Annotated in this window: 17 protein-coding genes; 7 read left to right on the plus strand and 10 right to left on the minus strand. The window is 64.2% G+C overall.

The features are described 5' to 3' along the window. Positions 1 to 71 precede the first annotated feature (71 nt). A complete protein-coding gene (locus tag AC3WJR_RS04750) occupies positions 72 to 407 on the plus strand; it encodes a phasin family protein (protein WP_354280412.1) in 336 nt (111 codons plus the stop codon). Between the two features lie 65 nt (positions 408 to 472). On the opposite strand, the gene AC3WJR_RS04755 is transcribed toward AC3WJR_RS04750, so the two are convergent. From AC3WJR_RS04755 to AC3WJR_RS04775, 5 genes are all read right to left on the minus strand, one after another. Beyond that, positions 473 to 997, minus strand: a complete 525-nt coding sequence (locus tag AC3WJR_RS04755; RefSeq protein ID WP_492722726.1) for a GNAT family N-acetyltransferase — start codon at positions 995 to 997, stop codon at positions 473 to 475. A gap of 90 nt (positions 998 to 1,087) precedes the next feature. Further along, positions 1,088 to 2,680: an efflux transporter outer membrane subunit gene (locus tag AC3WJR_RS04760; protein WP_492722728.1), complete on the minus strand. Its 1,593-nt coding sequence runs from the start codon at positions 2,678 to 2,680 to the stop codon at positions 1,088 to 1,090. Next, positions 2,677 to 5,892 carry an efflux RND transporter permease subunit gene (locus tag AC3WJR_RS04765; RefSeq protein WP_354280417.1) on the minus strand — a complete coding sequence of 1,072 codons (3,216 nt, stop codon included), beginning with the start codon at positions 5,890 to 5,892 and terminating at the stop codon, positions 2,677 to 2,679. The genes AC3WJR_RS04760 and AC3WJR_RS04765 overlap by 4 nt, the downstream gene beginning before the upstream one ends. A 6-nt stretch (positions 5,893 to 5,898) precedes the next feature. Further along, on the minus strand, positions 5,899 to 7,101 hold the full coding sequence (locus AC3WJR_RS04770; RefSeq protein ID WP_354280419.1) for an efflux RND transporter periplasmic adaptor subunit: 1,203 nt from the start codon (positions 7,099 to 7,101) through the stop codon (positions 5,899 to 5,901). 133 nt (positions 7,102 to 7,234) lie between these two features. Next, positions 7,235 to 7,417 (minus strand): hypothetical protein, encoded by a 183-nt coding sequence (locus AC3WJR_RS04775; RefSeq protein ID WP_354280421.1) that lies wholly within the window; start codon positions 7,415 to 7,417, stop codon positions 7,235 to 7,237. A gap of 86 nt (positions 7,418 to 7,503) precedes the next feature. On the opposite strand from AC3WJR_RS04775, the gene AC3WJR_RS04780 reads away from it, so the two are divergent. After that, on the plus strand, positions 7,504 to 8,670 hold the full coding sequence (locus tag AC3WJR_RS04780; RefSeq protein WP_492722730.1) for an isovaleryl-CoA dehydrogenase: 1,167 nt from the start codon (positions 7,504 to 7,506) through the stop codon (positions 8,668 to 8,670). A gap of 147 nt (positions 8,671 to 8,817) precedes the next feature. On the opposite strand, the gene AC3WJR_RS04785 is transcribed toward AC3WJR_RS04780, so the two are convergent. After that, on the minus strand, positions 8,818 to 10,881 hold the full coding sequence (locus tag AC3WJR_RS04785) for a M13 family metallopeptidase (RefSeq protein WP_492722732.1): 2,064 nt from the start codon (positions 10,879 to 10,881) through the stop codon (positions 8,818 to 8,820). 137 nt (positions 10,882 to 11,018) lie between these two features. Between AC3WJR_RS04785 and AC3WJR_RS04790 the strand changes: the two genes are divergently transcribed. Next, the gene (locus tag AC3WJR_RS04790) at positions 11,019 to 12,620 is read left to right on the plus strand and encodes a carboxyl transferase domain-containing protein (RefSeq protein WP_492722734.1); all 1,602 of its coding nucleotides are present in this window, start codon (positions 11,019 to 11,021) and stop codon (positions 12,618 to 12,620) included. Positions 12,621 to 12,792: 172 nt separating this feature from the next. Here the strand turns inward: AC3WJR_RS04790 and AC3WJR_RS04795 are convergent, their stop codons facing one another. Continuing rightward, positions 12,793 to 13,137 carry a GIY-YIG nuclease family protein gene (locus tag AC3WJR_RS04795; RefSeq protein WP_492722736.1) on the minus strand — a complete coding sequence of 115 codons (345 nt, stop codon included), beginning with the start codon at positions 13,135 to 13,137 and terminating at the stop codon, positions 12,793 to 12,795. 95 nt (positions 13,138 to 13,232) lie between these two features. Between AC3WJR_RS04795 and AC3WJR_RS04800 the strand changes: the two genes are divergently transcribed. The 4 genes from AC3WJR_RS04800 (at position 13,233) to AC3WJR_RS04815 (ending at position 20,439) form a co-directional block, all read left to right on the plus strand. Further along, on the plus strand, positions 13,233 to 13,724 hold the full coding sequence (locus tag AC3WJR_RS04800; protein WP_492722740.1) for a nuclear transport factor 2 family protein: 492 nt from the start codon (positions 13,233 to 13,235) through the stop codon (positions 13,722 to 13,724). 1 nt (position 13,725) lies between these two features. Continuing rightward, complete coding sequence (locus AC3WJR_RS04805) at positions 13,726 to 15,588, plus strand: acetyl/propionyl/methylcrotonyl-CoA carboxylase subunit alpha (RefSeq protein ID WP_492722744.1); 1,863 nt, start codon at positions 13,726 to 13,728, stop codon at positions 15,586 to 15,588. 233 nt (positions 15,589 to 15,821) lie between these two features. After that, complete coding sequence (locus AC3WJR_RS04810; protein ID WP_492722747.1) at positions 15,822 to 18,587, plus strand: TonB-dependent receptor; 2,766 nt, start codon at positions 15,822 to 15,824, stop codon at positions 18,585 to 18,587. Positions 18,588 to 19,611: 1,024 nt separating this feature from the next. Next, complete coding sequence (locus AC3WJR_RS04815; RefSeq protein ID WP_492722750.1) at positions 19,612 to 20,439, plus strand: hypothetical protein; 828 nt, start codon at positions 19,612 to 19,614, stop codon at positions 20,437 to 20,439. A 204-nt stretch (positions 20,440 to 20,643) separates the two neighbouring features. Here the strand turns inward: AC3WJR_RS04815 and AC3WJR_RS04820 are convergent, their stop codons facing one another. From AC3WJR_RS04820 to AC3WJR_RS04830, 3 genes are all read right to left on the minus strand, one after another. Then, positions 20,644 to 21,402 carry a TorF family putative porin gene (locus AC3WJR_RS04820; RefSeq protein WP_492722752.1) on the minus strand — a complete coding sequence of 253 codons (759 nt, stop codon included), beginning with the start codon at positions 21,400 to 21,402 and terminating at the stop codon, positions 20,644 to 20,646. Beyond that, positions 21,402 to 23,225 (minus strand): methyl-accepting chemotaxis protein, encoded by a 1,824-nt coding sequence (locus tag AC3WJR_RS04825; protein ID WP_492722755.1) that lies wholly within the window; start codon positions 23,223 to 23,225, stop codon positions 21,402 to 21,404. The genes AC3WJR_RS04820 and AC3WJR_RS04825 overlap by 1 nt, the downstream gene beginning before the upstream one ends. A gap of 248 nt (positions 23,226 to 23,473) precedes the next feature. After that, positions 23,474 to 24,160, minus strand: a complete 687-nt coding sequence (locus tag AC3WJR_RS04830) for an NAD(P)H-dependent oxidoreductase (protein ID WP_354280441.1) — start codon at positions 24,158 to 24,160, stop codon at positions 23,474 to 23,476. Positions 24,161 to 24,225: the final 65 nt, after the last annotated feature.

The raw sequence follows: 24,225 nt of genomic DNA on the forward strand, positions 1-24,225 counted from the left end.
TTTCATCATACCGACGGTTTTCGTCGGCACCGGCCGTTCGGACAGCGGTATCCAAGGAGAGGACCCAAGGCATGAGCGACAATATGCGAGACGCTTTCAACGAGAAGGTCGTCGATCCCGCCAAGAAGGCCGGCGAAGCACTCCGCGACGCCGGCGGCAAGATGGCCGAGAACGGATCGACCGTCAGCCTCAAGATGCTGGACCAGGCCGAAACCAACACCCGCGAAGCGTTCAACGCGATGCGTGCGGCGGCGGCGGCGAAGGATCTGTCTGAGGTGATGAAGATCCAGGGCGACTTCATCCGCGACCAGAGCACTCGCAACATGACGCAGGCCCGCGAGATCGGCGAGTTGATCATGCAGTTCGGGCGCGACACCGTGGGCATGGTGCGCGGCAACAAGGGCTGAGGAAGCGGACATCGGGATCCAGGGAGGACGGTTTTGTCCGTTACCCTGGTACCCTGCAGGTCTGATCAGTCGTTTTCGAGGGGGCTACTGTCACGCGTGATATCTGCGCTGAGCACGGCGAGGTCGTGGAAGACGCCTTCTCGGTCACGGACATGATCACGTAGCAAGGCTTCCGCCCGAAACCCGAGGCTTTCAAACAGCATGACCGACCCGATCTGGTCCGGCGTCATGTTGGCGATCAGCTTGGTCAGGCCGCGATCGCGCGCGATGACATAGATCCCCTCGAGCAGGTCGCGACCGACGCCAGCGCCCCGCCGTGTCGGGGTGACGAGCAGGCGGACCTCCCCGACATGTGCGCTCCATCCGAGCGGGTCGCAGACCAGCGCGGCGGTGCCGACCAGCGTGCCGTCTTCTTCTGCGACAAGGCCATCGATATAGCCTTGAGTCATCGCCTCGACCCAGGCGGCAACGACGCGCGGATGTTTGAGATCCCGCCCCAGGAACAGCAGGTCATGTTCCGGTAATTGCTCGGCAAAGGCGATCATCGCGGGTTGATCAGCGGCAGTAAAACGGCGGATGCGGTGGCTCATATCGGTCGTATCCCAGCCGATCCACCGAGTGGCCAGTACCGCCCGGTCACTATCGCCCCGGTGCAATCCTTACAGCAGCAGCCTGTAAAGTCACCTTATCGTTGGCGTGACACCGCTGGTCGCCTGTTCTGCAACGGGACGCGGCCCGTTTGCGGTCGGGTCGAGCAGCGAGTCGCCACCCAGCACGCGGTACAGCGTCACGAGATTGGTCGCGCCGGTCAGCCGGGTCGTCACCAGCGTCCGCTGTGCCGAGTATAGCGACCGTTGGGCGTCGAGACTCTGCAGGAACGTGTCGATGCCGCCACGGTATCGTGCATCGGATAGCCGGTAATTGTCGGTTGCTGCCGCCGAAAGCGCGACTTGCGCGGCCAGTTGCCGGTCGATCGTACCACGCCGGGCGAGACCGTCGGCGACTTCGCTGAACGCGGTCTGGATCGCTTTCTCATAGGTCGCGAGGGCTGCGTCACGCTGCGCACGCGTCTGCGCCACGCCGGCACGCGCGGCACCGGCCTGGAAGATCGAATAGTTTGCGCTCGGCGACACCGAATAGTTGAACGCGCCTCCGGTAAACAGGCTCGACAACGACGTGCTGGCAAGGCCGGCGAGCGCGGTCAGCGAAATGCGCGGGAACAAGGCGGCGCGCGCGGCCCCGATCTCGGCATTGGTCGCGCGCAGTTCATATTCCGCTTCGAGCACGTCGGGGCGGCGCAGCAGGATCGTCGAGTTGAGCCCGGCGGGCAGTTCGGCGATGGTGGGGGCGACTTCCTCGATCGACTTGGGGAGGAGCGCGGGATCGACCGGCGCGCCGACCAGCAGCTGGAGCGCGTTGACGTCCTGCGCGACCAGCGTCGTCTGTGTCGCGAGATCCGACTGCGCGGTCTGGAGCACGATCAGCGCCTGCGCCAGATCGGTACGCGGTGCGACCCCGCCGTCAAGCCGCATCTTGGTGAGGCTGACGCTGCGCTGTGCACTGGCGGCGGTCTCCTGCGCGATCCGTAACAGGCTCTGGTCCGACGCGTAGGTCAGCCAGGCGGTGGCGATGTCGCCGACCAGCGTCAGCCGGGTCGCGCGTGCGGTCGCTTCGGTCGCGAAGTAGCGGTTCTGCGCTGCGGTGGTGAGCGACCGGATCCGGCCGAACAGATCGACTTCGAACGCGGTGATGCCGACATTGACCGAGAAGCTGCTGCGTGCGCCGCTCCCGGTGGTGATGTTGGTGCCGGTATTGCCGGTTCCGACCCCCGTACCGGTACCGGTGCCGGTGCCAGTGCCGGTGGTCGGGTCGATTGTGCCGACGCCGCCACCGTTTCCGGTGCCCGTGCCGGTGTTGTTGATGACCCCGCCCGATCCATTGTCCCGCCGCTGATAGTTCGCGGTGGCGCCGATTTCGGGAAAGAGCTCGGCGCGCTGGATGCGATATTGCGCGCGGGCGGATTCGATGTTCGCCGCCGCGACGCGCAGATCGCGATTGTTGACCAACGCCTGCGCAATGATTGACTGCAACCGGGGGTCGCGGAAGATGTCGCGGTAGGTGACGCTGGGCAAAGTCGCTTCGCTTTGCCGAAGGTAGGCGTCGCCGGTCGGCCAGCTCGGCGGGACCGGCAGTTCGGGCTGCACGTACTTCGGTGCCATCGAGCAAGCGGAGACCGCGGCAAGCGATACGCCCAGCAGGAGTTTGCGGATCATGCGGTTGCCTCCGGGCGGTTCGACGCATTGGGGGCGGGCGGACCGTATGGCTCCGCAGTCGTCTCGTCGGGCTTGTCGTGGTGGAAGTGCTTGAGCACGTCGCGCGTGCCGCGGCGGATCAGCACGAAGAACAACGGGATGTAGAAGATCGCGAGGATCGTCGCGGTCAGCATCCCGCCGATCACCGCGGTACCGATCGCAATGCGGCTGTTGGCACCCGCGCCGGTCGAGATCGCGAGCGGCAGCACGCCGAAGATGAACGCGAAGCTGGTCATCAGGATCGGGCGCAGTCGGATCCGCGCGGCTTCGAGCGCCGCCTCGATCACACGCTTGCCCGACTTCTCCGATTGCTCGGCGAATTCGATCATCAGGATCGCGTTCTTGGCGGCAAGACCCATCGTCGTGAGCAGCCCGATCTGCAGATACACGTCGTTCTGCAGCCCGCGCAGCGTCACCGCGAACACCGCACCGATCAGACCGAGCGGAATGATCAACAGCACCGCGACCGGGATCGACCAGCTTTCATACAAAGCGGCGAGGCACAGGAACACGACGAGCAGCGAGATCGCGTAGAGATACGGTGCCTGACCCGAGGACAGGCGTTCCTGATACGACAGGCCCGCCCAGGCGACGCTGGTGCCGGGGTATTTCGCGGCGAGTTCGGTCATTCGGTCCATCGCTTGGCCCGAGCTCTGGCCGGGAGCGGCCTGGCCCGAGATTTCATAGGACGAAATCCCCGAGAAGCGCGCAAGCGACGGCGGAGCCTTGCTCCACGAGATGGTCGAGAAGGCGGAGAAGGGCGCCATCGTGCCGGTGGTGCCGCGGACGAACCACTTCGACAGATCGTCGGGCGACGACCGATATTGCGCATCACCCTGCACATAGACGCGCTTGACGCGGCCACGATCGTTGAAGTCGTTGACGTAGGAACCGCCCCATGCGGTCGACAGGGTCGAGTTCACGTTCGCCTGGGTCAGCCCGAGCGTGCTGAGCTTCTGCGAGTCCAGTTCCACCTTGAGCGTCGGCTGATCCTCGAGGTCGGTCGGCCGGATCGCCGCCAGCGTCGCATCCCCACGCGCCGCGGCGAGCAGGCCATCGCGTGCCGCCTTGAACTGTTCGCGGGTCAGGCCGCCCGAATTCTGCAACTCCATCGTGAAGCCATTGGACTGGCCAAGACCGCGCACCGCCGACGGGACGGTCGCGTAGAATTCGACGTCGCGCAGCCCGCTCAGCGCCTTGGTAGCCCGTGAGGTGATGGCGTCGGCACCATTCTCGACGCCCTTGCGATCCGCCCAGTCCTTGAGCGCGATAAACCCGCGGCCGGCGTTCGATCCGCCGCTACCGCCACCGCCGCCCGCAACGGTCAGATAGCCCTCGACGTTGGCGCCTTCCTGTTCCTTGAAGTATTTCTCGATCTGCAACTGCGCGACGCGCGTCTGGTTGAGCGTCGCACCGGGGGCGAGGTTGTACTGGATCTGCGCGATCCCCTGGTCCTCGGTCGGCAAGAAGCCGGTCGGCAATCGGACGAACAGCAGCACGAGGACCGCCATCGTGCCAGCGTAGATCAGCAGGAACAGCCATTTCCGGTTGATCACCTTCTCGACCATATGGCCGTAGCGATCGACGGTGCGGTCGAACCCGTTGTTGAACCAGTCCTTGGCGCGCTGCGACTTGCGCCCGAACCAGCTGTCGGACGTGTGCTCGCTTTTCCGCTTGAGCAGCGTCGCGGTGAGTGCGGGGGTCAGGATCAGCGCCACCACGACCGAAAGCACCATCGCCGAGACGATCGTGATCGAGAACTGGCGGTAGATCACGCCGGTCGACCCGCCGAAGAACGCCATCGGGAGGAACACCGCCGACAGCACGAGCGCGATCGCAATCAGCGCGACGGTGATCTCGTTCATCGACTGGATCGTCGCATCGCGCGGCGACATCTCGGGGTTTTCCTCGAGCAGACGCTCGACGTTCTCGACCACAACGATCGCATCGTCGACCAGCAGGCCGATCGCGAGCACCAGCCCGAACAGTGTCAGCGTGTTGATCGAGAAGCCCGCCAAAGCGAACACGCCGAACGTGCCGAGCAGCACGACGGGGACTGCGATCGTCGGGATCAGCGTCGCGCGCCAGTTCTGCAGGAAGACGAACATCACGATGACGACGAGGATGATCGCCTCGAACAGCGTCTTTTCGACTTCTTCGACAGACAGCTTGATGAACGCGGTGGAATCCTGCGGGAAGCTGTAGGCGTAACCATTCGGGAACGCCTTGGACGAGCGTTCGATCTCGGCCTTGACCAGTTCGGCGGTGCCCAGCGCGTCCGCGCCGGGTGCCAGGCTGACCGCGATGCCTGCGCCGGGATGGCCGTTGACGCGGCTGGTGACGGCGTAGCTTTCCGCGCCGAGCTCGATCCGCCCGACATCCGAAAGCCGGACGGTGGATCCGTCGGTCTGGGTCTTGAGGACGATGTTGCGGAACTGTTCAGGGGTCGACAGGCGCGACTGGGACGTAACGGTGGCGTTGAGGACCTGTTCGGGGGTGTTGGGGACGCCACCGATCTCGCCCGCCGCGACTTCGGCGTTCTGCGCCTGGATCGCGGTGGTCACGTCCGCCGGTATCAGGCTGAAACTGGCGAGGCGGTTCGGGTCGAGCCAGATCCGCATCGCATATTGCGCGCCGAAAACGTTGATGTCGCCGACGCCCTTGATGCGGCCGATCGTATCCTGAAGGTTGGAGACGAGATAATCCGACACGTCCTGGTTGGTCGTCTTGTCGGTCGTATCGTAGATCGCGGCGATCAGCAGGAAGTCCGGGTTGGACTTGGTGACGGTCAGGCCCTGTTGCTGGACCTGTTGTGGCAGGCGCGAGATCGCCTGCTGGACCTTGTTCTGGACCTGCACCTGCGCGATGTCGGGATCGGTGCCCTTGGAGAAGGTCGCGGCGATCGTTACCTGTCCGCGCGACGACGAGCTGGTCGTAAAATACAACAGCCCGTCGATGCCCGTGAGCTGCTGCTCGATCACCTGTGCGACCGAATTCTCCAGCGTTTGCGCATTTGCGCCGGGGTAGGTGGCGCGGATGTTGACTTGCGGCGGCGCGATGTCGGGGAACTGTTCGACCGGGAGCGTGTAGATCGCCCCGATCCCGCCCAGCATGATGATGATCGCGATGACCCAGGCGAAGATCGGCCGGTCGATGAAGATGCGCGAGAGCATGTCGCGTCAGTTCTTTTTCTGGTCGGCGGCGGTGTCTTTGCCCGGTTTGCGGATCTGTTGCGGCGCGTTGGCGGGGACCGGACGAACCTGTTGATCGGGTTTCACCTTGCCGACGCCTTGCGTGATGATCTTGTCGCCAGGCTTGAGCCCGCTGGTCACGACCCAGTTGGTCCCGACGGTACGCGTGGCGGTGATGTTGCGCTGGATCGCCTTGTTACCGGGGCCGACGAGGAAGACGGTCGCATTGCCCTTGGCATCACGCGACACCGATTGCTGCGGGACGAGGAACGCATTGTTGTCGATCGCCTGCGCGAAGCGGGCGCGGACGAACATGCCGGGCAGCAGCAGGCCCTGCGGATTGGGGAAGCGCGCGCGGAGCGTCACCGTCCCGGTGGTCGCGTCGACCATCGCTTCGGAAAACTGCACGTCGCCGACCTGGCCGTAGTCGCTGCCGTCCTCGAGCGTGAGGCGCACGTCTGCACGGCCAGCCGCGGACGAGCCTCCGCCGGCCAGTGCGCGGCGCAGGCGCAACAGGTCTGCGCTTGCCTGCTGGATATCGACGAAGATCGGATCGAGCCGCTGGATGACGGTCAGCGGATCGGTCTGGCTGGAGGTGACAAGCGCGCCCTCGGTGTAGAGCGATCGACCGATCTTGCCGGTGATCGGCGCGGGTACGGTGGTGAACTTGAGGTTGATCTGCGCGGTCTCAAGCGCGGCGCGGGTCTGCTGGACCGAGGCGGCGGCCTGCCGCGCCAGACCCTGCGCGTCGGTGTAATCCTGCGCGGCGACCGCCTGCATGTCGGCGAGCGGCTTGTACCGGTCCGCCTTTGCCTTGGTCGCGGTCGCGTTGGCGGCGGCGCTGGCGAGGTTCGCCGCGGCCTGGTTGGCGGATGCCCGGTACAGGCGCGGGTCGATCTGGTAGAGCGCCTGGCCCTTCTTGACGATCGTCCCTTCGGTGAAGAGCCGCTTGGTGATCAGCCCGGTCACCTGCGGGCGGACTTCCGCCATCTGATAGGCGGAGGTTCGCGCGGCGAGTTCGGTCACCGATGGAACGCTGGACGTCTGGATCTCGATATAGCCGACTTCGGGCGGGCCTTTTGGTCCGCCGCGGCCACCCTTCGTTTCGGTCTTTTGTGCACATCCGCCGATGGCCAGCGCCACCATGCCAAGCGCGCCGACCACGCCCACGGGAAAAGACCGCAATTTCATTCGAGCCGCTGCTCCGCAGGGGAATGCGCCACAGGAGAATACCCTGCGCAACCGTCAACAAACGTCGCCACATAAGGCTTGTTCCGGCGGCCGATCAACTGTCTCGGTACGGACCTATCACCGTACAGCAACGCTAGCGCAACTTGGCGATCGTAAGCCCGTCTACTTTCGCCCGATCCTTGGTCGATTCCTCGCTGCGCTTAAGCGCCTTGGAAATCGCCTTCAGCGCCATGCCCTTCTTGGCAAGCGTGTGCAGCTTCTGGATTTCATCCGTCGTCCAGGGCTGGCGATGGCGTTCGAATCGATCTTCACTCATGGCTGGCAGGCGTATCGCATCGCGGCGCCGCACGCCATTGCCCGATGCCCGACCGGGCGCTAGGCGAAGCGGAAAAGGAGCAGGATATGATCGCCGAAATGGACTTTGCGCTGGGCGAGACCGCGGACATGATTCGCGATACGACGCAGCGTTTTGCAACCGACCGGATCGCGCCGCTGGCGGCGAAGGTCGATGCCGAGGACTGGTTCCCGCAACAACTCTGGCCGGAGATGGGCGAACTGGGGTTGCACGGGATAACCGTGGCCGAGGAAGATGGCGGGCTCGGGCTCGGGTATCTCGACCATGTCATCGCGTGCGAGGAAGTGTCGCGCGCATCGGCGTCGGTTGGCCTCAGCTATGGCGCGCATTCGAATTTGTGCGTCAACCAGATCGCGCGCTGGGCGTCGCCTGGACAGAAGGCGAAGTATCTCCCCAAGCTGATTTCGGGCGAGCATGTCGGCAGTCTGGCGATGTCCGAGGCGGGCGCGGGGTCCGACGTCGTTGGCATGAAGCTCAAGGCGGAGAAGGTGCAGGGGGGCTATGTCCTCAACGGCACGAAATTCTGGATCACCAACGCGGCTTATGCCGATACGCTCGTCGTCTATGCCAAGACCGGCGAGGGATCGCGCGGGATCACGACGTTCCTGATCGAGAAGGACATGCCGGGGTTCGCGATCGGGCAGAAGATCGACAAGATGGGGATGCGCGGCTCGCCGACCGCCGAGCTCGTCTTTACCGATTGCGAGGTGCCCGAAGAGAATATCATGGGGCCGGTGAATGGCGGGGTCGGCGTACTGATGTCGGGGCTCGATTATGAGCGGACGGTGCTGGCCGGGATCCAGCTCGGGATCATGCAGGCGTGTCTCGACGTGGTGGTGCCCTATGTCCGTGAGCGGCGGCAGTTCGGCAAGCCGATCGGCGCGTTCCAGCTGATGCAGGGGAAGATCGCGGACATGTACGTCGCGCTCAATTCTGCGCGGGCCTATGTCTATGCGGTCGCGCGCTCGTGCGATGCCGGGAAGACGACGCGGTTCGATGCGGCGGGGGCGATCCTGCTCGCTAGCGAGAATGCGGTGCGGGTTGCGAACGAGGCGGTGCAGGCGTTGGGTGGCGCTGGCTATACCAAGGACTGGCCGGTCGAGCGGTTCTACCGCGATGCCAAGTTGCTCGACATCGGGGCGGGGACGAACGAGATCCGCCGCATGCTCATCGGGCGGGAGTTGATCGGGCACGACGCGCCGAACGCGCAGTGATATATTTCTCTAAACCTGTTGCACTTCCCCGGCGAAGGCCGGGGCCCAGTCGTGATGTCCGATATTAGGTAGGGCAGCCGTCGCCATTGGCCGCCCTCGACTGGGCCCCGGCCTTCGCCGGGGAAGAGCTGAAAAAGGGGCCGCGTCCTACCAGACGTGGACCCGGTCGGCCGGCGCAAGGTACAATTTGTCGCCAGGTTGCACCTTGTAGGCCGGATACCACGCATCGAGATTGCGCACCGTCAGCACGCGGAACATCGCGGGTGCATGCACATCGGTCGCGATCCGCGCGCGGAGCGCCTTGTCGCGCATCTTGGTGCGCCAGCTCTGCGCGAACGCGAGGAAGAAGCGCTGGTCGCCGGTCATGCCGTCGATGACCGGCGGTTCCTTGCCGCCATACGATGCGCGATACGCCTCGTAAGCTGCTGTTAGGCCAGCGGTATCTGCAATATTCTCGCCCAGTTCCTGGCGGCCCTTGAGCTTGAGGCCCGGGAGCGCCTCATACCCGTCATATTGCGCGACCAGTGCCGCGCCAGCCTGTTCGAACCGTTTGAGATCGGCAGGCGTCCACCAGTTGCGATACTTGCCGGTCGAATCGAAATCCGCGCCGAGATTGTCGAAGCTGTGGCTGATTTCGTGCCCTATCACCGCGCCGATCGCGCCGTAATTGGCAGCCGCATCATATTTCGCGTCGAAATACGGCGCCTGCAGGATCGCCGCGGGGAAGTTGAGCGCGTTCTGCAGCGGCAGGTTGACCGCATTCACCGTTTGCGGGGTCATCCACCATTCGGTCCGGTCGGGGGCCTTGCCGAGCTTGCCGACCTGATAGCGGTAGATCGCGAGATCGGCGCGCTCGAGATTTCCGATCGGGTCCTTCGCATCGACCGCGAACTTGGGGAAGGCGCGCCAGTGATCGGGATAGCCGACGCCGACATACAGCACCGACAGTTTGCGCCGCGCCTCCGCTTTGGTTGCGGGGGCCATCCAGTCGAGCTTACTGATCCGCTGGTCGAATGCGCCGACGATGTTCTTGACCATCGTCTGGATCTCGGCCTTCGATTGCGCCGAGAAATAGCGCGCTGCGTACAGCCGCCCGACCTCGTCGCCGAGCGCTGCGTTGACCGCCGCGATGCTGCGCTTGTCGCGGGTTTGCTGCGCAGTGGTGCCGGTCAGTTGCTTGCTGTAAAAGGCGAAGCGCGCGTCGTCAAACGCCTTGGGCAAGACCGAAGCGACCGCCGAGATGCGGTGCGCGGTGAGCCAGTCCTGCCACGCATCGAGCGGTTCGCTGGCGACGAGCGCGGACAGTTTTGTGATCGCTTCGGGCTGCCACGCGATGAAGTCCTGCTGACCGGCGGGGATGCCCGCAGCGGTCCAATATGCCGCCCAGTCGATCCCGGGGGCCTTGCGCGCGAAGTCGGCGCGGGTCCACGGGTTGTCGCCCTTGCTCGCGTCCTGGCTCGCCTCGATGTCCGTCTGCGCCGCGGCGATCTTCATTTCCAGCGCGAACACGCGCGCGGCGCGGGCGGCGGGGTCGCTCAGCCCGGCCAGGCCGAAGATCTGCGCGAGATACGCCTTATAGCCTTCGCGCAGTTCCGCCATTTGCGGTGACGGCGACAAATAGAAATCCCGGTCGGCCATCCCCAGGCCGCCTTGCATCAGATAGGGGACGTTGCGCTTTGGCTGGTTGAGATCCTGCGACACGAACAGGCCGAACAGGTTGGTCGTGCTGGCGTAATTGTTGACGTTGAACGGGTCGGTGTCGGCGCGCATCTGCGCGCCCATCACCTTCGCGAGCGCCGCCTTGTCGCGCAGCGCGTAATACGGCGCGATCAGCGTCTTGAGGGGTGCCACCCCGCGCGCCTCAATCGCGGCGGTGTCGTTATAGGCGGCGTAATAATCCGCGATCAGGCGCTGGCTGCTCCCCGGTGCGGCATTCGCCTTGGCTGCATCCTGAATGATCGTCGCGTTGCGCATCTCGGCGACCTTCGAGACTTCGATCCCGACCCCGGTGGAGGAACGTGCGGGTTCGATCTCGGCGGTCTTGCGCCATGTGCCGTTGGCGTAATCGTCGAAATTGTCGCCTGGTTTGACGCTCTGGTCGACCAGCGCCTTGTCGACGCCCGACTGAGAGCCGATCGCCTGCGCCGCAAGCCCGGTGCCAATCGCCGACGTCGCGAGCAGCGCGATGGAAAATACGGTCAGGCGTTTCATGGACAAGTATCCTCTGCAACTATCGCTTTGATGCCGCGATATACCTGCGCCGCGGTTCTGCCAATCGGCTTTCCTTCGCTGTCCGGGGTCGCTAGGCAGTTTCAAATGCAACGGATACTGCAAGCAGGAAACCGCCCTTGAGCGCCCCCGTCCTAGATACGAAGATCAGCGTCGACAGCGACGCGTTCCACGCCAATGCCGCGCACAATCGTGCGCTTGTTGAGCGGCTTGAGGCGGACGTCGCGGCCGCCGCACTGGGGGGCAATGCGAAAAGTCGCGAGCGCCATACCGCGCGTGGCAAACTGCTCCCGCGCGACCGGGTCGAGCGGTTGCTCGATCCGGGGTCGCCGTTCCTCGAGATCGGCCAGCTGGCGGCGAACGGCCTGTATGACGACGAGGTGCCGGGGGCTGGCGTGATCGCCGGGATCGGGCGCGTGTCGGGGCGGCAGTGCATGATCCTGTGCAACGATGCGACCGTGAAGGGCGGGACCTATTATCCGCTGACCGTGAAGAAGCATCTGCGCGCGCAGGAGATTGCCGAGGCGAACCATTTGCCGTGCATCTATCTGGTCGACAGCGGTGGCGCGAACCTGCCGCATCAGGCGGAGGTGTTCCCCGACCGCGATCATTTCGGGCGGATTTTTTTCAATCAGGCGAACATGTCGGCGAAGGGCATTCCGCAGATCGCCTGCGTGATGGGGAGCTGCACCGCGGGCGGCGCGTATGTGCCTGCGATGTCGGACGAGACGATCATCGTGCGGGGGCAGGGGACGATCTTCCTCGCCGGGCCGCCGCTGGTGAAGGCTGCGACGGGCGAGGTGATTTCGGCCGAGGAACTGGGCGGCGCGGATACGCATGGGCGCAAGTCGGGCGTGGTCGATCATGTCGCGGAGGATGACGATCATGCTTTGACGATCGTGCGCGATATCGTCTCGATGCTGCCGCCGCAGACAGACGGTGCGGTCAATTACGCCGAGCCGCGGTTGCCGAAGTTCGCGCCCGAGGAATTGTACGGGATCGTGCCCGCCGACGTGCGCGCGCCGTATGACGTGCACGAGATCATCGCGCGTCTGGTCGACGGGTCGGAATTCCACGAGTTCAAGGCGTTGTACGGGACGTCGCTGGTGTGCGGGTTCGCGCATATCTGGGGGATTCCGGTCGCGATCCTCGCCAACAACGGTGTGCTGTTTTCGGAGAGCGCGCAGAAGGGCGCGCATTTCATCGAGCTGGCGTGCCAGCGGAAGATCCCTCTGTTGTTCCTGCAGAACATCTCGGGGTTCATGGTTGGCGGGCGGTACGAGGCGGAGGGGATCGCCAAGCATGGCGCGAAGCTCGTTACCGCTGTTGCTACCGCTACGGTGCCCAAGATTACCGTGCTGATCGGGGGGAGCTTCGGGGCGGGGAATTACGGGATGTGCGGGCGGGCCTATTCGCCGCGCTTCCTGTTCAGCTGGCCCAACAGCCGGATCTCGGTGATGGGGGGCGAGCAGGCGGCGTCGGTGCTGGCGACAGTGCACCGCGATGCGGAGGGTTGGTCCGCGGAGGAAGCGGAGGCGTTCAAGGCACCAATCCGGCAGAAGTACGAGGACGAGGGCAATCCCTGGTATGCGACCGCGCGGTTGTGGGACGACGGGATCATCGACCCGGCGCAGACGCGCGACGTTTTGGGGCTGGCGTTCGCTGCAACGCTGAACGCGCCGATCCCGGAACGGCCGGCGTTTGGCGTGTTCCGGATGTGAGGGGGGTGTTGTCCGCAACACTCCGTCATGCTGAACTCGTTTCAGCATCCACCGAGCGACTGGCCCGGTCCGGACTCGTGGAGGGCTGGATCCTGAAACAAGTTCAGGATGACGGGGTGTGGGTGCGAGGGCGGTCGTTGAGAAACAGAGGCTACGCCTTTGCGCCCCGCCGTCATGCTGAACTCGTTTCAGCATCTACCGTGCCGCCGGGGGCGGACGGTGGCGGCAGGCCCAACCCCGGTGCCAAGTCGAGCCAGTCGGGATTGTCTTGCTCGATCAGGTTCATCTTCCATTCCCGGTGCCAGCGTTTGAGTTGCTTCTCGCGCGCAATGGCGGTGGGCATGTCGGCGAGGAATTCGTATCGGACGAGGCACATCACGCCGTATTTTTTGGTGAAGCCCGGACCATCGACGTTGCGGTGCTGATAGAGGCGGGCAAGCAAATCGGACGTTACGCCGATGTACAGCGTGCCGATCCGGCTGCTTGCCAGGATGTAGACGCAAGGCTGCTTGGACATCGTGCAGTAGCATAGCATGAGTACGTGGCACGGTGGATGCTGAAACAAGTTCAGCATGACGGCGGGTTGGGTTTGGAAGTCGGAAGGAAATGACAATGATCGCGCCATTGCTGCTCGCGCTCGCCGCGCAAATGTCGTCGCAAGTGACGCCGGTGCAACCGATGCCCAAGGGCACCGGCCTGCCGCCCCCCGCGACCGAGGAAGGGCAGGTCCTCGCCCCCGTCACCGCGCTGCTCGCCGGGATCGGCGCGCGCGATGCTGCGCGAATCGGCGAGGCGATGCGCCCAGATGCGACCGCTACCGCCGCGACCGAGAACGCCGACGGCTCACGCACCGTCAAGCACATGACTCGCGCCGAACTGCTCGCGCGCTTCGCCCCCGGCGCGGAGCGGTACGACGAGAAGATCGCCACCCCCGCGATCGAGATCGACGGCGACATCGCCATGGTGTGGGCACCCTATACCTTCAGCATCAACGGCGTGCTCCATCACTGCGGCTACGATCATTTCGATCTGGTCCGCGAGAACGGGCGCTGGCTGGTGCAGAACATTACCTGGTCGTCGCGGACGACGGGTTGCGAGAACTGACGTGATCCAATCGCTGCTCATCGCCAATCGTGGCGAGATCGCCTGCCGTATCATTCGCACCGCACGCCACATGGGCGTGCGGACGATCGCGGTGTATTCCGACGCCGATGCGGGCGCATTGCACGTTCGTGAGGCGGACGAGGCGGTCCACATCGGGCCGAGCCCGGCGCGCGAAAGCTATCTGGTCGGCGACAAGATCATCGCGGCGGCACGCCAGACCGGCGCGGAGGCGATCCATCCGGGCTACGGCTTCCTCTCGGAGAATGCCGACTTCGCGCAAAGCGTGATCGACGCGGGGCTGATCTGGGTGGGCCCCAACCCCGACAGCATTCGTGCGATGGGGCTGAAGGATGCGGCCAAGGCACGGATGATCGAAGCGGGTGTCCCGGTGACGCCCGGCTACCTCGGCGAGGATCAGTCGCCCGAGCGGCTCCGTGCCGAAGCGGATGCGATCGGCTATCCGGTGCTGATCAAGGCGGTCGCTGGCGGGGGCGGCAAGGGGATGCGGCGGGTCGAAAGCGCAGCCGAGTTCGCGGACGGGCTGCTGTCGTGCCAGCGCGAGGCGGCGTCGTCATTCGGCGATGCGCGCGTGCTGATCGAAAAGTACATCCTGTCGCCGCGCCACCTCGAGGTGCAGGTGTTCGGCGACCGCCACGGCAATGTCGTCCATCTGTTCGAGCGGGATTGCTCGCTCCAGCGCCGCCACCAGAAGGTGATCGAGGAAGCGCCGGCCCCCGGGATGACGCCGGCGACGCGTGACGCGATTTGTGCGGCGGCGGTGCGGGCGGCGAAGGCGGTCGATTATGTCGGCGCTGGCACGATCGAGTTTATCGCGGACGCGAGCGAAGGGCTGCGCGCCGACCGCATCTGGTTCATGGAAATGAACACGCGGCTGCAGGTTGAGCATCCCGTCACCGAGGAAATCACCGGGGTCGATCTGGTCGAATGGCAGCTTCTCGTCGCCAGTGGCGAGCCGTTGCCGCGGCAGCAGAACGAGTTGAGCATCAATGGCTGGGCGATGGAAGCACGGCTCTATGCCGAGAATCCGTCGACCGGCTTCCTGCCGTCGACCGGGCCGCTCGATCATCTCGTGCTCCCCGAGGAGGCGCGGGTCGAGACGGGAGTCGAGCAGGGGGGGGCGGTGTCGCCCTTCTACGATCCGATGATCGCCAAGCTGATCGTCCACGCAGCCACGCGCGTCGCCGCGATCGACCGGCTGTGGGACGCGACGACCGATGTCGAGGTGTGGCCGGTCCAGACCAACGCTGGGTTCCTCGGGCGGTTGTGCAGCGACCCCGATTTCCGGTCGGGCGCCGTCGACACCGGGCTGATCGCGCGGCGCGGGGATGAGCTGACCCAGCCGCCGGAAACCGAGCCGGCCGCGTTGCAAGCCGTCGCCGCCGCGCTGATCAGCGCGGACGAGGGCGCGCCGTGGACGGCGGGGAGCGGGTTCCGGCTAAACGGTGCAGCGCGTCGGACCGTCCGGATCGTCGACCAGACGGGCACGGTTCATGCGATCGACGACGTTACCCCCGACGACGATCTGGCCGAGGACGAGATTACGCTGTTCGCGCTGGGCGAGGCGCGGTCGTATCGGTTGTGGCGGCCTTATGGCACCGCTGCGGGGGCGGCGGGCGACGGCGCGATCCTGTCGCCGATGCCGGGGCGGATCATCGCGGTCGACGTTGCGGCGGGGGATGTCGTGACTAAGGGGCAGAAGCTCGTCACGCTCGAAGCGATGAAGATGGAACACAGCCTGACCGCGCCGTTCGACGGCACCGTCGCCGAGCTTTCGGCGGCAAGCGGCGGGCAAGTGAGCGAGGGTACGGTGCTGGTGCGGATCACGCGGAGCGACGCGGCGTAAGCCCCTGTTTGCGCGGCCCTTCATCAAATCTTTCCGGTATGCCGGGCAAGCCTTGGCATTCACCGTGCCGGGCATGTTGCGTCAGGTCCGGTAACGATCCCCGCGGATCCCGGCCCAGCGCCGGGATCCACGGGGGAAATGTTTCCTGCGCGGGCGGCGACCGGCACAATCTTGCGACAACTGCAAAGTACCGCAGCGTTCACCCTGCGCCCCCGTAACCTACCGGAACCCCAATGACGCGATCGACTGTCCTGTTAACGCTCGCGCTCGCAGCGACCCCGAGCTTCGCTTTCGCGCAGCAGGCGACTCCGCCCGCGACACCAGTGACTCCCTCGACCCCCGCGACCGCCGAGCCCGAGACGGGCGGGGGCGCGACCGATGTCGGCGAGGACGGCCCCGACATCGTCGTGCAGGGTTCGCGGCCGCCCGGCTCGGTCGTCGGCGACATTCCGCCCGAACAGCAGTTGAGCCCGGCCGACATCCGCTCCTACGGCGTCGGATCGGTGACCGAATTGCTGGCGGAACTCAGCCCGCAGATCCGCAGCGACCGCGGCAGCGGCGGCGCGCCGGTGGTGCTGATCGACGGCAAGCGCATTTCCGGGTTCCAGGAGATCCGCGACCTGCCGACCGAGGCGATCCAGCGGGTCGACATCCTGCCCGAAGAAGTCGCGCTCAAATACGGCTATCGCGCGGACCAGAAGGTCGTCAATTTCGTGCTCCGCCGCCGCTTCAAGGCGGCGACGGTCGAACTGGCCGATCGCGTTGCGACCGCAGGCGGGCGTAACCAGCCACAGGCCGAACTCGACCTGCTCCAGATCGCCAAGGGCGGGCGGCTCAATCTGCATCTGCAATATCAGGGTGCCGCCGCGTTGACCGAGGACGAGCGCGGGATCGTGCGGACGCCGACGCCTTTTGCGATCGGCGGCAATGTCGTCGGCGTCAACGGCGCGGCGATCGATCCGGCGCTGGGGGGCGCGACGATCGCGGGCGTGACCGGCACCACCCCAACGCTCGGCGATTTCGTCGGCACCGCCGGCAAGGCGAATACGACCGACGTGACGCCGTATCGCACTTTGCTCCCGCAGACGCGGACGTTCAATGCCAACACGACCTATGCGCGCACCTTCGGCAAGGTTTCCGCGACGGTCAATGCGACGCTGGGCACAACGAGCAGCGACGCGATGCTCGGTTTGCCGACGGTCGCGCTGACCTTGCCCGCGGGCAATCCGTTCTCGCCTTTTGCGAACACGGTGGTGGTCGATCGTGCGCTGACCGGCGACTATCTGCCGATCGCGCAGCATGGATCGACCGTGGCGACGCATCTGGGCACGGTGCTCAACGGTGGGCTCGGCGGTTGGCAATGGTCGGTCACGGGTGCCTACGACCATAATGAAGCGAAGACCTTCACCGATACCGGGCTGGATACCGCTGCGTTCCAGGCGCGACTGTTCGCGAACGATCCAAGCGCCAATCCGTTCGGGGTTCTCACCCCGGGGGCGATCGGGCCGCTGCCGTCGAACTTCGGCTATTCGGTGTCGAACGAGACGCAGATCGACGCGTTGCTGACCGGCAGCGTGGTGCGGCTCCCGGCGGGCGAAGTGACGACCAGCGTCCGGGTCGGCGGCGACCTTACCGACTTCAGCAGCCGTTCGCTCCGCGCCGGGCTGACGTCGAGCGGAAACGTGTCGCGCCAGACAGTCAACGGTCAGCTCAACGTCGACGTGCCCCTGACCAGCCGGGCGAAGGACGTGCTCGCTGCGGTCGGTACTTTGTCGGTCAACGGCAATCTCTCGCTCGACCATCTCTCCGACTTCGGCACGCTCAAGACGATCGGCTATGGCGTCAACTGGTCGCCGGTGGTGCCGCTGCGGATCATCGCCTCGGTCACCGATCAGGACGGCGCGCCGACGCCGCAGCAACTCGGCAATCCGCAGATCACGACGCCCAATATCGCGGTGTTCGATTATGTGCTCGGCCAGAATGCGGTCGTCACGACCTTGTCGGGGGGCAACCCCAATCTGCGCGCGAGCAGCAGCCACACGGTCAAGGTGGGGGTGACGCTCAAGCCGTGGAGCGCCAAGCAATTCGCGCTGTCCGCCAATTACGTTCAGGCGCGGGTCGAAAACCCGATCGTCGCCTTCCCGACCGCGACCGCCGCGATCGAGGAAGCGTTCCCGGATCGCTTCACACGCGATACCGGAGGTGTTTTGCAACGCCTTGATACACGGCCAATAAACTTCGCAGAGACAAGCCGGTCGGAGCTGCGCTGGGGTGTGAACTTCTCGGCGCCGCTGAAATCGAAGATCCAGAAGCAGATCGAGGCGTTTCGCGCAGGCACCGGACCCAACCCGTTCGCCGGGTTGCGCCCGCCGGGCGGTGCGCGGCCGGATCAGCAGGGCGGGCCGGGTGGCCCTGGCGCGGGTGCTGGTCGGGGTGGGCCTGGAGGCGGGGGTGGTCCCGGCGGCGGCGGCGGCGGCGGTGGTCGGGGCTTCGGGGGGCGTGGCAATGCCGGCGGGCGGTTGCAGTTCGCTCTGTATCACACTTGGCACTTCACCAACCGCGTGCTGGTGCAGCAGAACGGCCCCGCGCTCGACTTGCTCAACGGCGACGCGATCGGATCGAGCGGCGGGCAGCCGCGGCACGAGCTGGAGGGGCAGGCGGGCTATAACAACAACGGTATCGGCCTGCGCTTCTCGGCCAACTGGCAGAGCGCGACCGACGTCAACGGCGGGACGATCGGCAATCCGCAATCGCTGCGCTTCTCGGGGCTGGGGACGGTCGGCGTGCGGTTGTTCGGCGATCTCGGGCAGCGGCTCGATCTGGTCAAGGCGCACCCGTGGATGCGCGGGATGCGGGTCGCGGTGTCGGTCGACAACCTGTTCGACACGCGTCAGCGCGTGACCGATGCCAACGGCACGACGCCGGTCGCGTATCAGCCGGGGTATCTCAATCCGTTGGGGCGGACCGTGCGCCTGTCGGTCCGCAAGCTGTTTCTGTAGGCGCAGGTTTGGCGAGCGGTTGTTCTGTTTCGCCCACATCTTGCCGTTCAGGCCGGCGATCCTGACTCTCTATAACGGACATTCGTCAAGCGCGACTTTGCTATCCGGGCCATTCGCGGATGCAGATAGAATACTTTGCGTCAGACTTCGTTGTCCGGTCATTTGCATATGCCGCCTGCTGACGCGTAGGATCTGACAGTCTTCGAGGATCGTCACAATGATCACGTCTCTAGTACTCGCGGCTGTGGCGGCCTCAACCCCTCATGCTGACGACGTGTCCGAAACCGTTCAAAACCGAAGCTTTTATGCGATTGGGTGGTCTTGCAATGGCGAAGGATGCCGGTCAAATACGCGCCAGTTAGGTCCTAGTCTACGTTTCAAGGTTTCCGAATCAATAAAGGGTTTTGACAGTGTTAAAATGCTTACCGAAACTTGGAGCGTAATGCTGGACTGTGCGGTTGTAAGGGATCGCCTGGCCAAATGTAAGGTCGTTGACGATACCCCTAGTTCGAGAGAAGCGCGAAACATCGCCCTTAAACTATCGAACTTCTTTCGCGTCCAATCTGAGTACGCAGGAAGAAGGTCGATCCGGCCGCATGCCATCGTCAGTATTCAGTATGAGACGGGCGGTTGCCCAAGCTGGGCATGCACCGTCATACCAGAACCGGCACCGCCCCCGCCAGCATCGACGCCATTTCGATGACGTTCGCCTAACTTCCCGCCTCGTTACGAACTCGACAGGATATTGCATCGAAGAGCGTTGGAAACTGTGTAACCTACCGCTGCCAAAATCGGATGTGGTTCACGCGGCCATCTGGTGCCAATTCCTATCTTGAGGCACAAAAGCGGTCGGTCTGCTGACCACAAACCCGGTCGCTCTTGATGCAAACATCAAAAGTTTTCCATCAGGATCGAAGTGGCAGCAGGTCGACGCTGGGTGCCAGCTTACTGCGCGACAGGCTGGCTTGGCCATTGCCTCTTAGCGGGCGTTCGTTCAGCCTCTTGGCATTCAGAGGGGAACACTATGTTTAGGGTGATTGTCGCATTGATGTCGACGGTGAGCATTCAGGGGCCTATCGCCACGCCACCTGCCTTACCGGCTCCCGACACGGCGCCGAGCATCTCTTCCAACGAACAGCGTCTCATCGAAGCAGCCAGCCTTGGACGATTAATCTATACGTTCGATCGGGCGGCATGGGTAAGTTCTGACGCGTTGACCGCTACCGTTCCCAAGGATCAACTGGGCGGCATCGGCGGGTATATCGTTGAGCCGGCTGATGTTCAGACGCTGCGTGTCACTTATTATCGCGGGAGTGCGGCGGCTGCCCAAGCATTCTTTGTGGCAGATGTGCGCGAGGGGAAGGTCGTGCGCAAGGAACTGTTCGCGACATCCGTTGCTCTAACCGCTAATCAAGTCGCTCTCGCGCGGGCTCGCGATGTCGCGGCGGAGAGGGCTCGCGAGCGATCGTACAAGCCATGTACCCCACTTCCGTTCAATACAGTTGTGGTGCCATCGCGCAACGGCGACCCTGTTGCGGTCTACCTCTTGTCGGCTCAGCAAGATGCGGGGACGTATCCAATGGGTGGAAACTATCGTGTGATTGTTGCGCCGGATGGGACAGTCTTAGCTTCTCGCCCATACAGCGTCAGTTGTCTCAGCTTAACGGTTCCGAAACTGCCGGCTGGGGCAAAGCCGGTTGGGTTCATGGTCAATCACCTTCTCGACCCGGTACCTACCGAAATACATGTTTTTGCGTCTTATAGCCTTCGCATGCCCGTGTTCGTTGCCACGCCGGACAAGCGAGTTTGGGAAGTTCAGGGAAGTAAAATCACATTGTCCTCAGCCAAATAGGAGCGCGTACTGTACTTCCCTCGGACGGCAGCTATCGCCTGTCTCGCACCCGAAAGCCGACGGTCCGGTTTCCACCAAACTGTGACGTATATCGCGCCATTCGGCGCTGACAGACCGTGGCAGTTGGCGCTGATAACTACAGCCTGCGTCAGGCATCGTGGTGTGTATCTTGAGTGCCGCGCACCCCGAGCAATCCTCGCGGGGTCAGAAATCGAAAGCCACGGCTGCGACGACGCTTCCGCCGTGATGATCCTGGCTATTGCGTCCGCGGTAACGCGCATCGACCCATGCAAGCGAGATCGTGGCCGGGCCGGTGCGGGCGTCGGCGCCCAGTAACCAGTCCAGCTTGGGGGTGCCGGTCACCGTGTTCACGCCCGTTTCGCGACCAATATGGCTTCGCACCTTGAGGGGTAGTCCTGGCAATGGCTTCTCGGCTTCGGCAAACATGTACACGCCATTGCCGGGGCCAAGCGCGTCCTGATGGGGCGTGTAACTGATCCCCAACTTCAGGGTCGCATCGCCCACGTCCTTGACACCGGCCAGGTACACCTCCGCACTGCTGACCCCGTTCGCACCCGGGTACAGATAGGAAATGACACCGATGTCGAGATCGATGCTGGACACGTTCGCGCGGTAACCCCCGTAGAAGTCGAGTTCGGCGTGCGCACCCTCATACGCGGCAATGCTCGATCCCCATGTACCGGCATACAAACCGACGGGGCTGGCGACTTCTACGGATCCCTGCACGGCTGCACGGCCTGCCGATTGGGTAACCCCTCGAAAGCGGTAATCGCTTACCACCGAAGCGTTCACGCTGATGTTGATCTTGGTGTCGTTCGTCGCCTTGCCATCGGGAATGGCATCCGGGTTCCGGTTCGGGCGGGGACCGGATGCCTCCGCGGATTCCGCGGTGCCCGGCGTGGGTGCGAAAGACGCGACGAGCGCAGGTCTGGCGTCGAGCATCAGGCCGCCTCCAGTTGACGGAGGAAGCGGTTGATGTCGTCACCGAGGTCGGAAAGGGTGCTGGACAGATCGGTAACGGCTGCGTCCATCTGGTCAGCGGCAGCATTCCCAATTGCGATTGCCGAGCTCGCGTTGGTAACCGCCGCGGCAGTGGCCCTGCTTTCGTCAGCGACTGCCTCAATGCCACCACGGATCATCAAGACACCATCGACCTGACGATGGACCGCCGTCGCGATCACACCGGAGGCCGCTTCTGTTCGGCCGAGGGCCGCCACGATCGTGTCGACCGAGGTCGAAGTGGTGACCGTCTGCACACGAAGCTCATCGAGTTGTCCGGCGACCTGGCGTGTCAGCTCGGCCGTATGATTGGCGAGTGCCTTCACCTCGTTGGCGACAACCGCAAAACCGGCGCCTGCCATGCCCGACCGGGCCGCTTCGATGCTGGCATTGAGCGCCAGCAGGTTCGTCTGCTTCGAGACGCGATCGATGGCATCGACGACGGTTTCGATCTCACCCAATGCCTTGGCCAGAGCGGCAACACTGGCACCCACTTGCTGGCCGTCGCAACTCGCGCGCTTTACTTCGCTCAGCGCGAAGCCGGTCTTATGCTGGATCTCTTGTCCTGCCTCGGCGAACGCAACCGCCTTGGGTACCAGTTCGGTCATGTGCAGATCGGTCTGCGCTGCCGCGCTGGTGGCGACGGTTACCAGCTCCTGAAGCCCGCCGGCTTGATCCCGCACCCGTTTCGAAGCGGTTTCCAATACCCGCCCCTGGTGCCGGATTGTCTTGATGGCAGGTCCGAGCCGTTGCTCGAGCCGCATTCTGGCATCAATCAATGCTGCCTGTCTGGCGGCCTTCAGCCGCTCGTTCAGTTCAGCATTGTCCCGTCGGACTTCGCCGACGGTTGTCTCCAGACGCACACGGGCCGCAGCGTCCGCGTCTGCCGCTTCAGCACGGGCGAGGGTGAGCGCGTCGAGCGCGTTTCGCGCGTCATCTGCATCCGCGGCGGACCTCAGCATTGCTGCATTGGTCTGCTGGATGGCACGACGACAATGCCGCAGAATACGCGCACCGATCAGGCCCAGTACCACCATGATCAGCAGCAGGATCGGCAAGGCGATGTCACGCAACGCGGTTCCGGGAAGCTGGCGGGTCCAGACCAGCTCGCCGATGAACGCACCATCGTACCCCCTGAGTTCAACTTTACCCAGGCGGCTGTCTTCCTGCGTGCCGGAAGGGAGAAAGCGCATCTGCTCAAGGCGACGATCGGCACCGAGGGAGGCGATCTGATCCTGCGTCAGCACGTCGATAAACAGGAGGTATGACGCAGGACCGGCAGGCAGCTTGACCTTGCCCGGATCGGGGATGATCGCGGCAATGCTGAAGACGGCAGGTTGGTTACCGATGCGGATCAAACCGCGGATACGATGATCCTCGCCCGTCGGCGTCTTCCTCAATTCCCCTATCACCTGTTTGAGCGTTGGGCCCATCAGGGTGAACGGGTCCAGCCTGGCCGCATGATCACGATCACTGGCATAAATCGCTTGATCATGGGCATCGATGACGAAGCTGTGTTCGTAGCCCTGGGTGTGAAACAGGTAGGGGCCAATGTTGTCGTTGGCCCAGTCGCGATCCATCGTCAGCACCAGCTTGGCGACGGCATCATCCCATGTTGCGTAATCGCTCTGGTTGCGGACCATGAAGTCGAGGCGGTTCGAGATGACCAGCTTCGCCAGTTCCGTTTCCCGGACGGCTTCTTGCCTGTCAGACTGGACCGTCAACCAGATCAGCAACGTGACCATGATGATGCCGGCAGCCGCCAAGGCGGCGCATAACGGGTAGACGAAATGGCTTCGATAGCTCGGAAGGGGGGCGTCACTCCCTGATTCCCGCCTGTCCCTTCGAGCCGATCGCATCGGCTTGGTCTAGATCGCGACTCTTAAGACGACACTAACTGCCTGAATCGGCTTCGACAGGATGACGGCACTCTCGCGCTGATAGTGTTCGAGCCTGATGGCAGACCAGCGGCAAACGGAAGTTCGATACCACGGCGTCACCTTTGCGCGAACGGTTATTCCGGGATCGCGAAGGCCCCCATCGCTTCCCGTGCGGTAAGCGCATGGCGCGCGGCGGAGAGCGTGCTGCACAGTTTGCGCGCGGATTGCTCCACCCTGTCCAGCATTTCACGCGCATATTGCGGATCGAGATGCTCGACGACTGCCTCGAAATGCGTATGCCCGCCGTCCTGCATCCCGAAGATCGACAACAGGTAGCGATCGAACGCGTGCTGCAGCGCTACCCACTGGCCCTGTTCCTCGAGCCAGGCGCGCGTTGTGGCCGAGGTCGAGAAGGTCGCGAAGGTCCGACCGTCGAGGACGGCATCGGGAATATTCCGCACGATCGAATCCGGGGTCAGTGCGGCCCCCAGCACGCGGTCGACATAGCCCTTGATGATCGCGGGCGGCATGCCGAACCACAAGGGATAGACGAAGACTACGACATCCGCCTCGCGCAGGAACCCCAGTTCGCGCGATACGTCGCTGGTCAGGTGATTGCCGATCGCGCCGGGACGGTGGGTCGCGCGCAGCCGCGGATCGAAATCGAGCGCGTACAGGTCGCGCAGGACCGCTTCCTGCCCGCACGCGCGCACCGCGGTGCAATATTGGTCTGCGATTGCATGATTGAAGCTGTTCTCGGCGGGGTGGCCAAGGATGACGACGTGCCGGAGGGGATGCGCCGTGCTGTTGAACTGGACCATCGCAAATCTCCGGTAACGCCGTGGATGTACTAGGTTTACGCGCCGCCCTGCAGCGATCGCCATCC

The organism is Sphingomonas sp. FW306-05-A, from assembly GCF_058782275.1.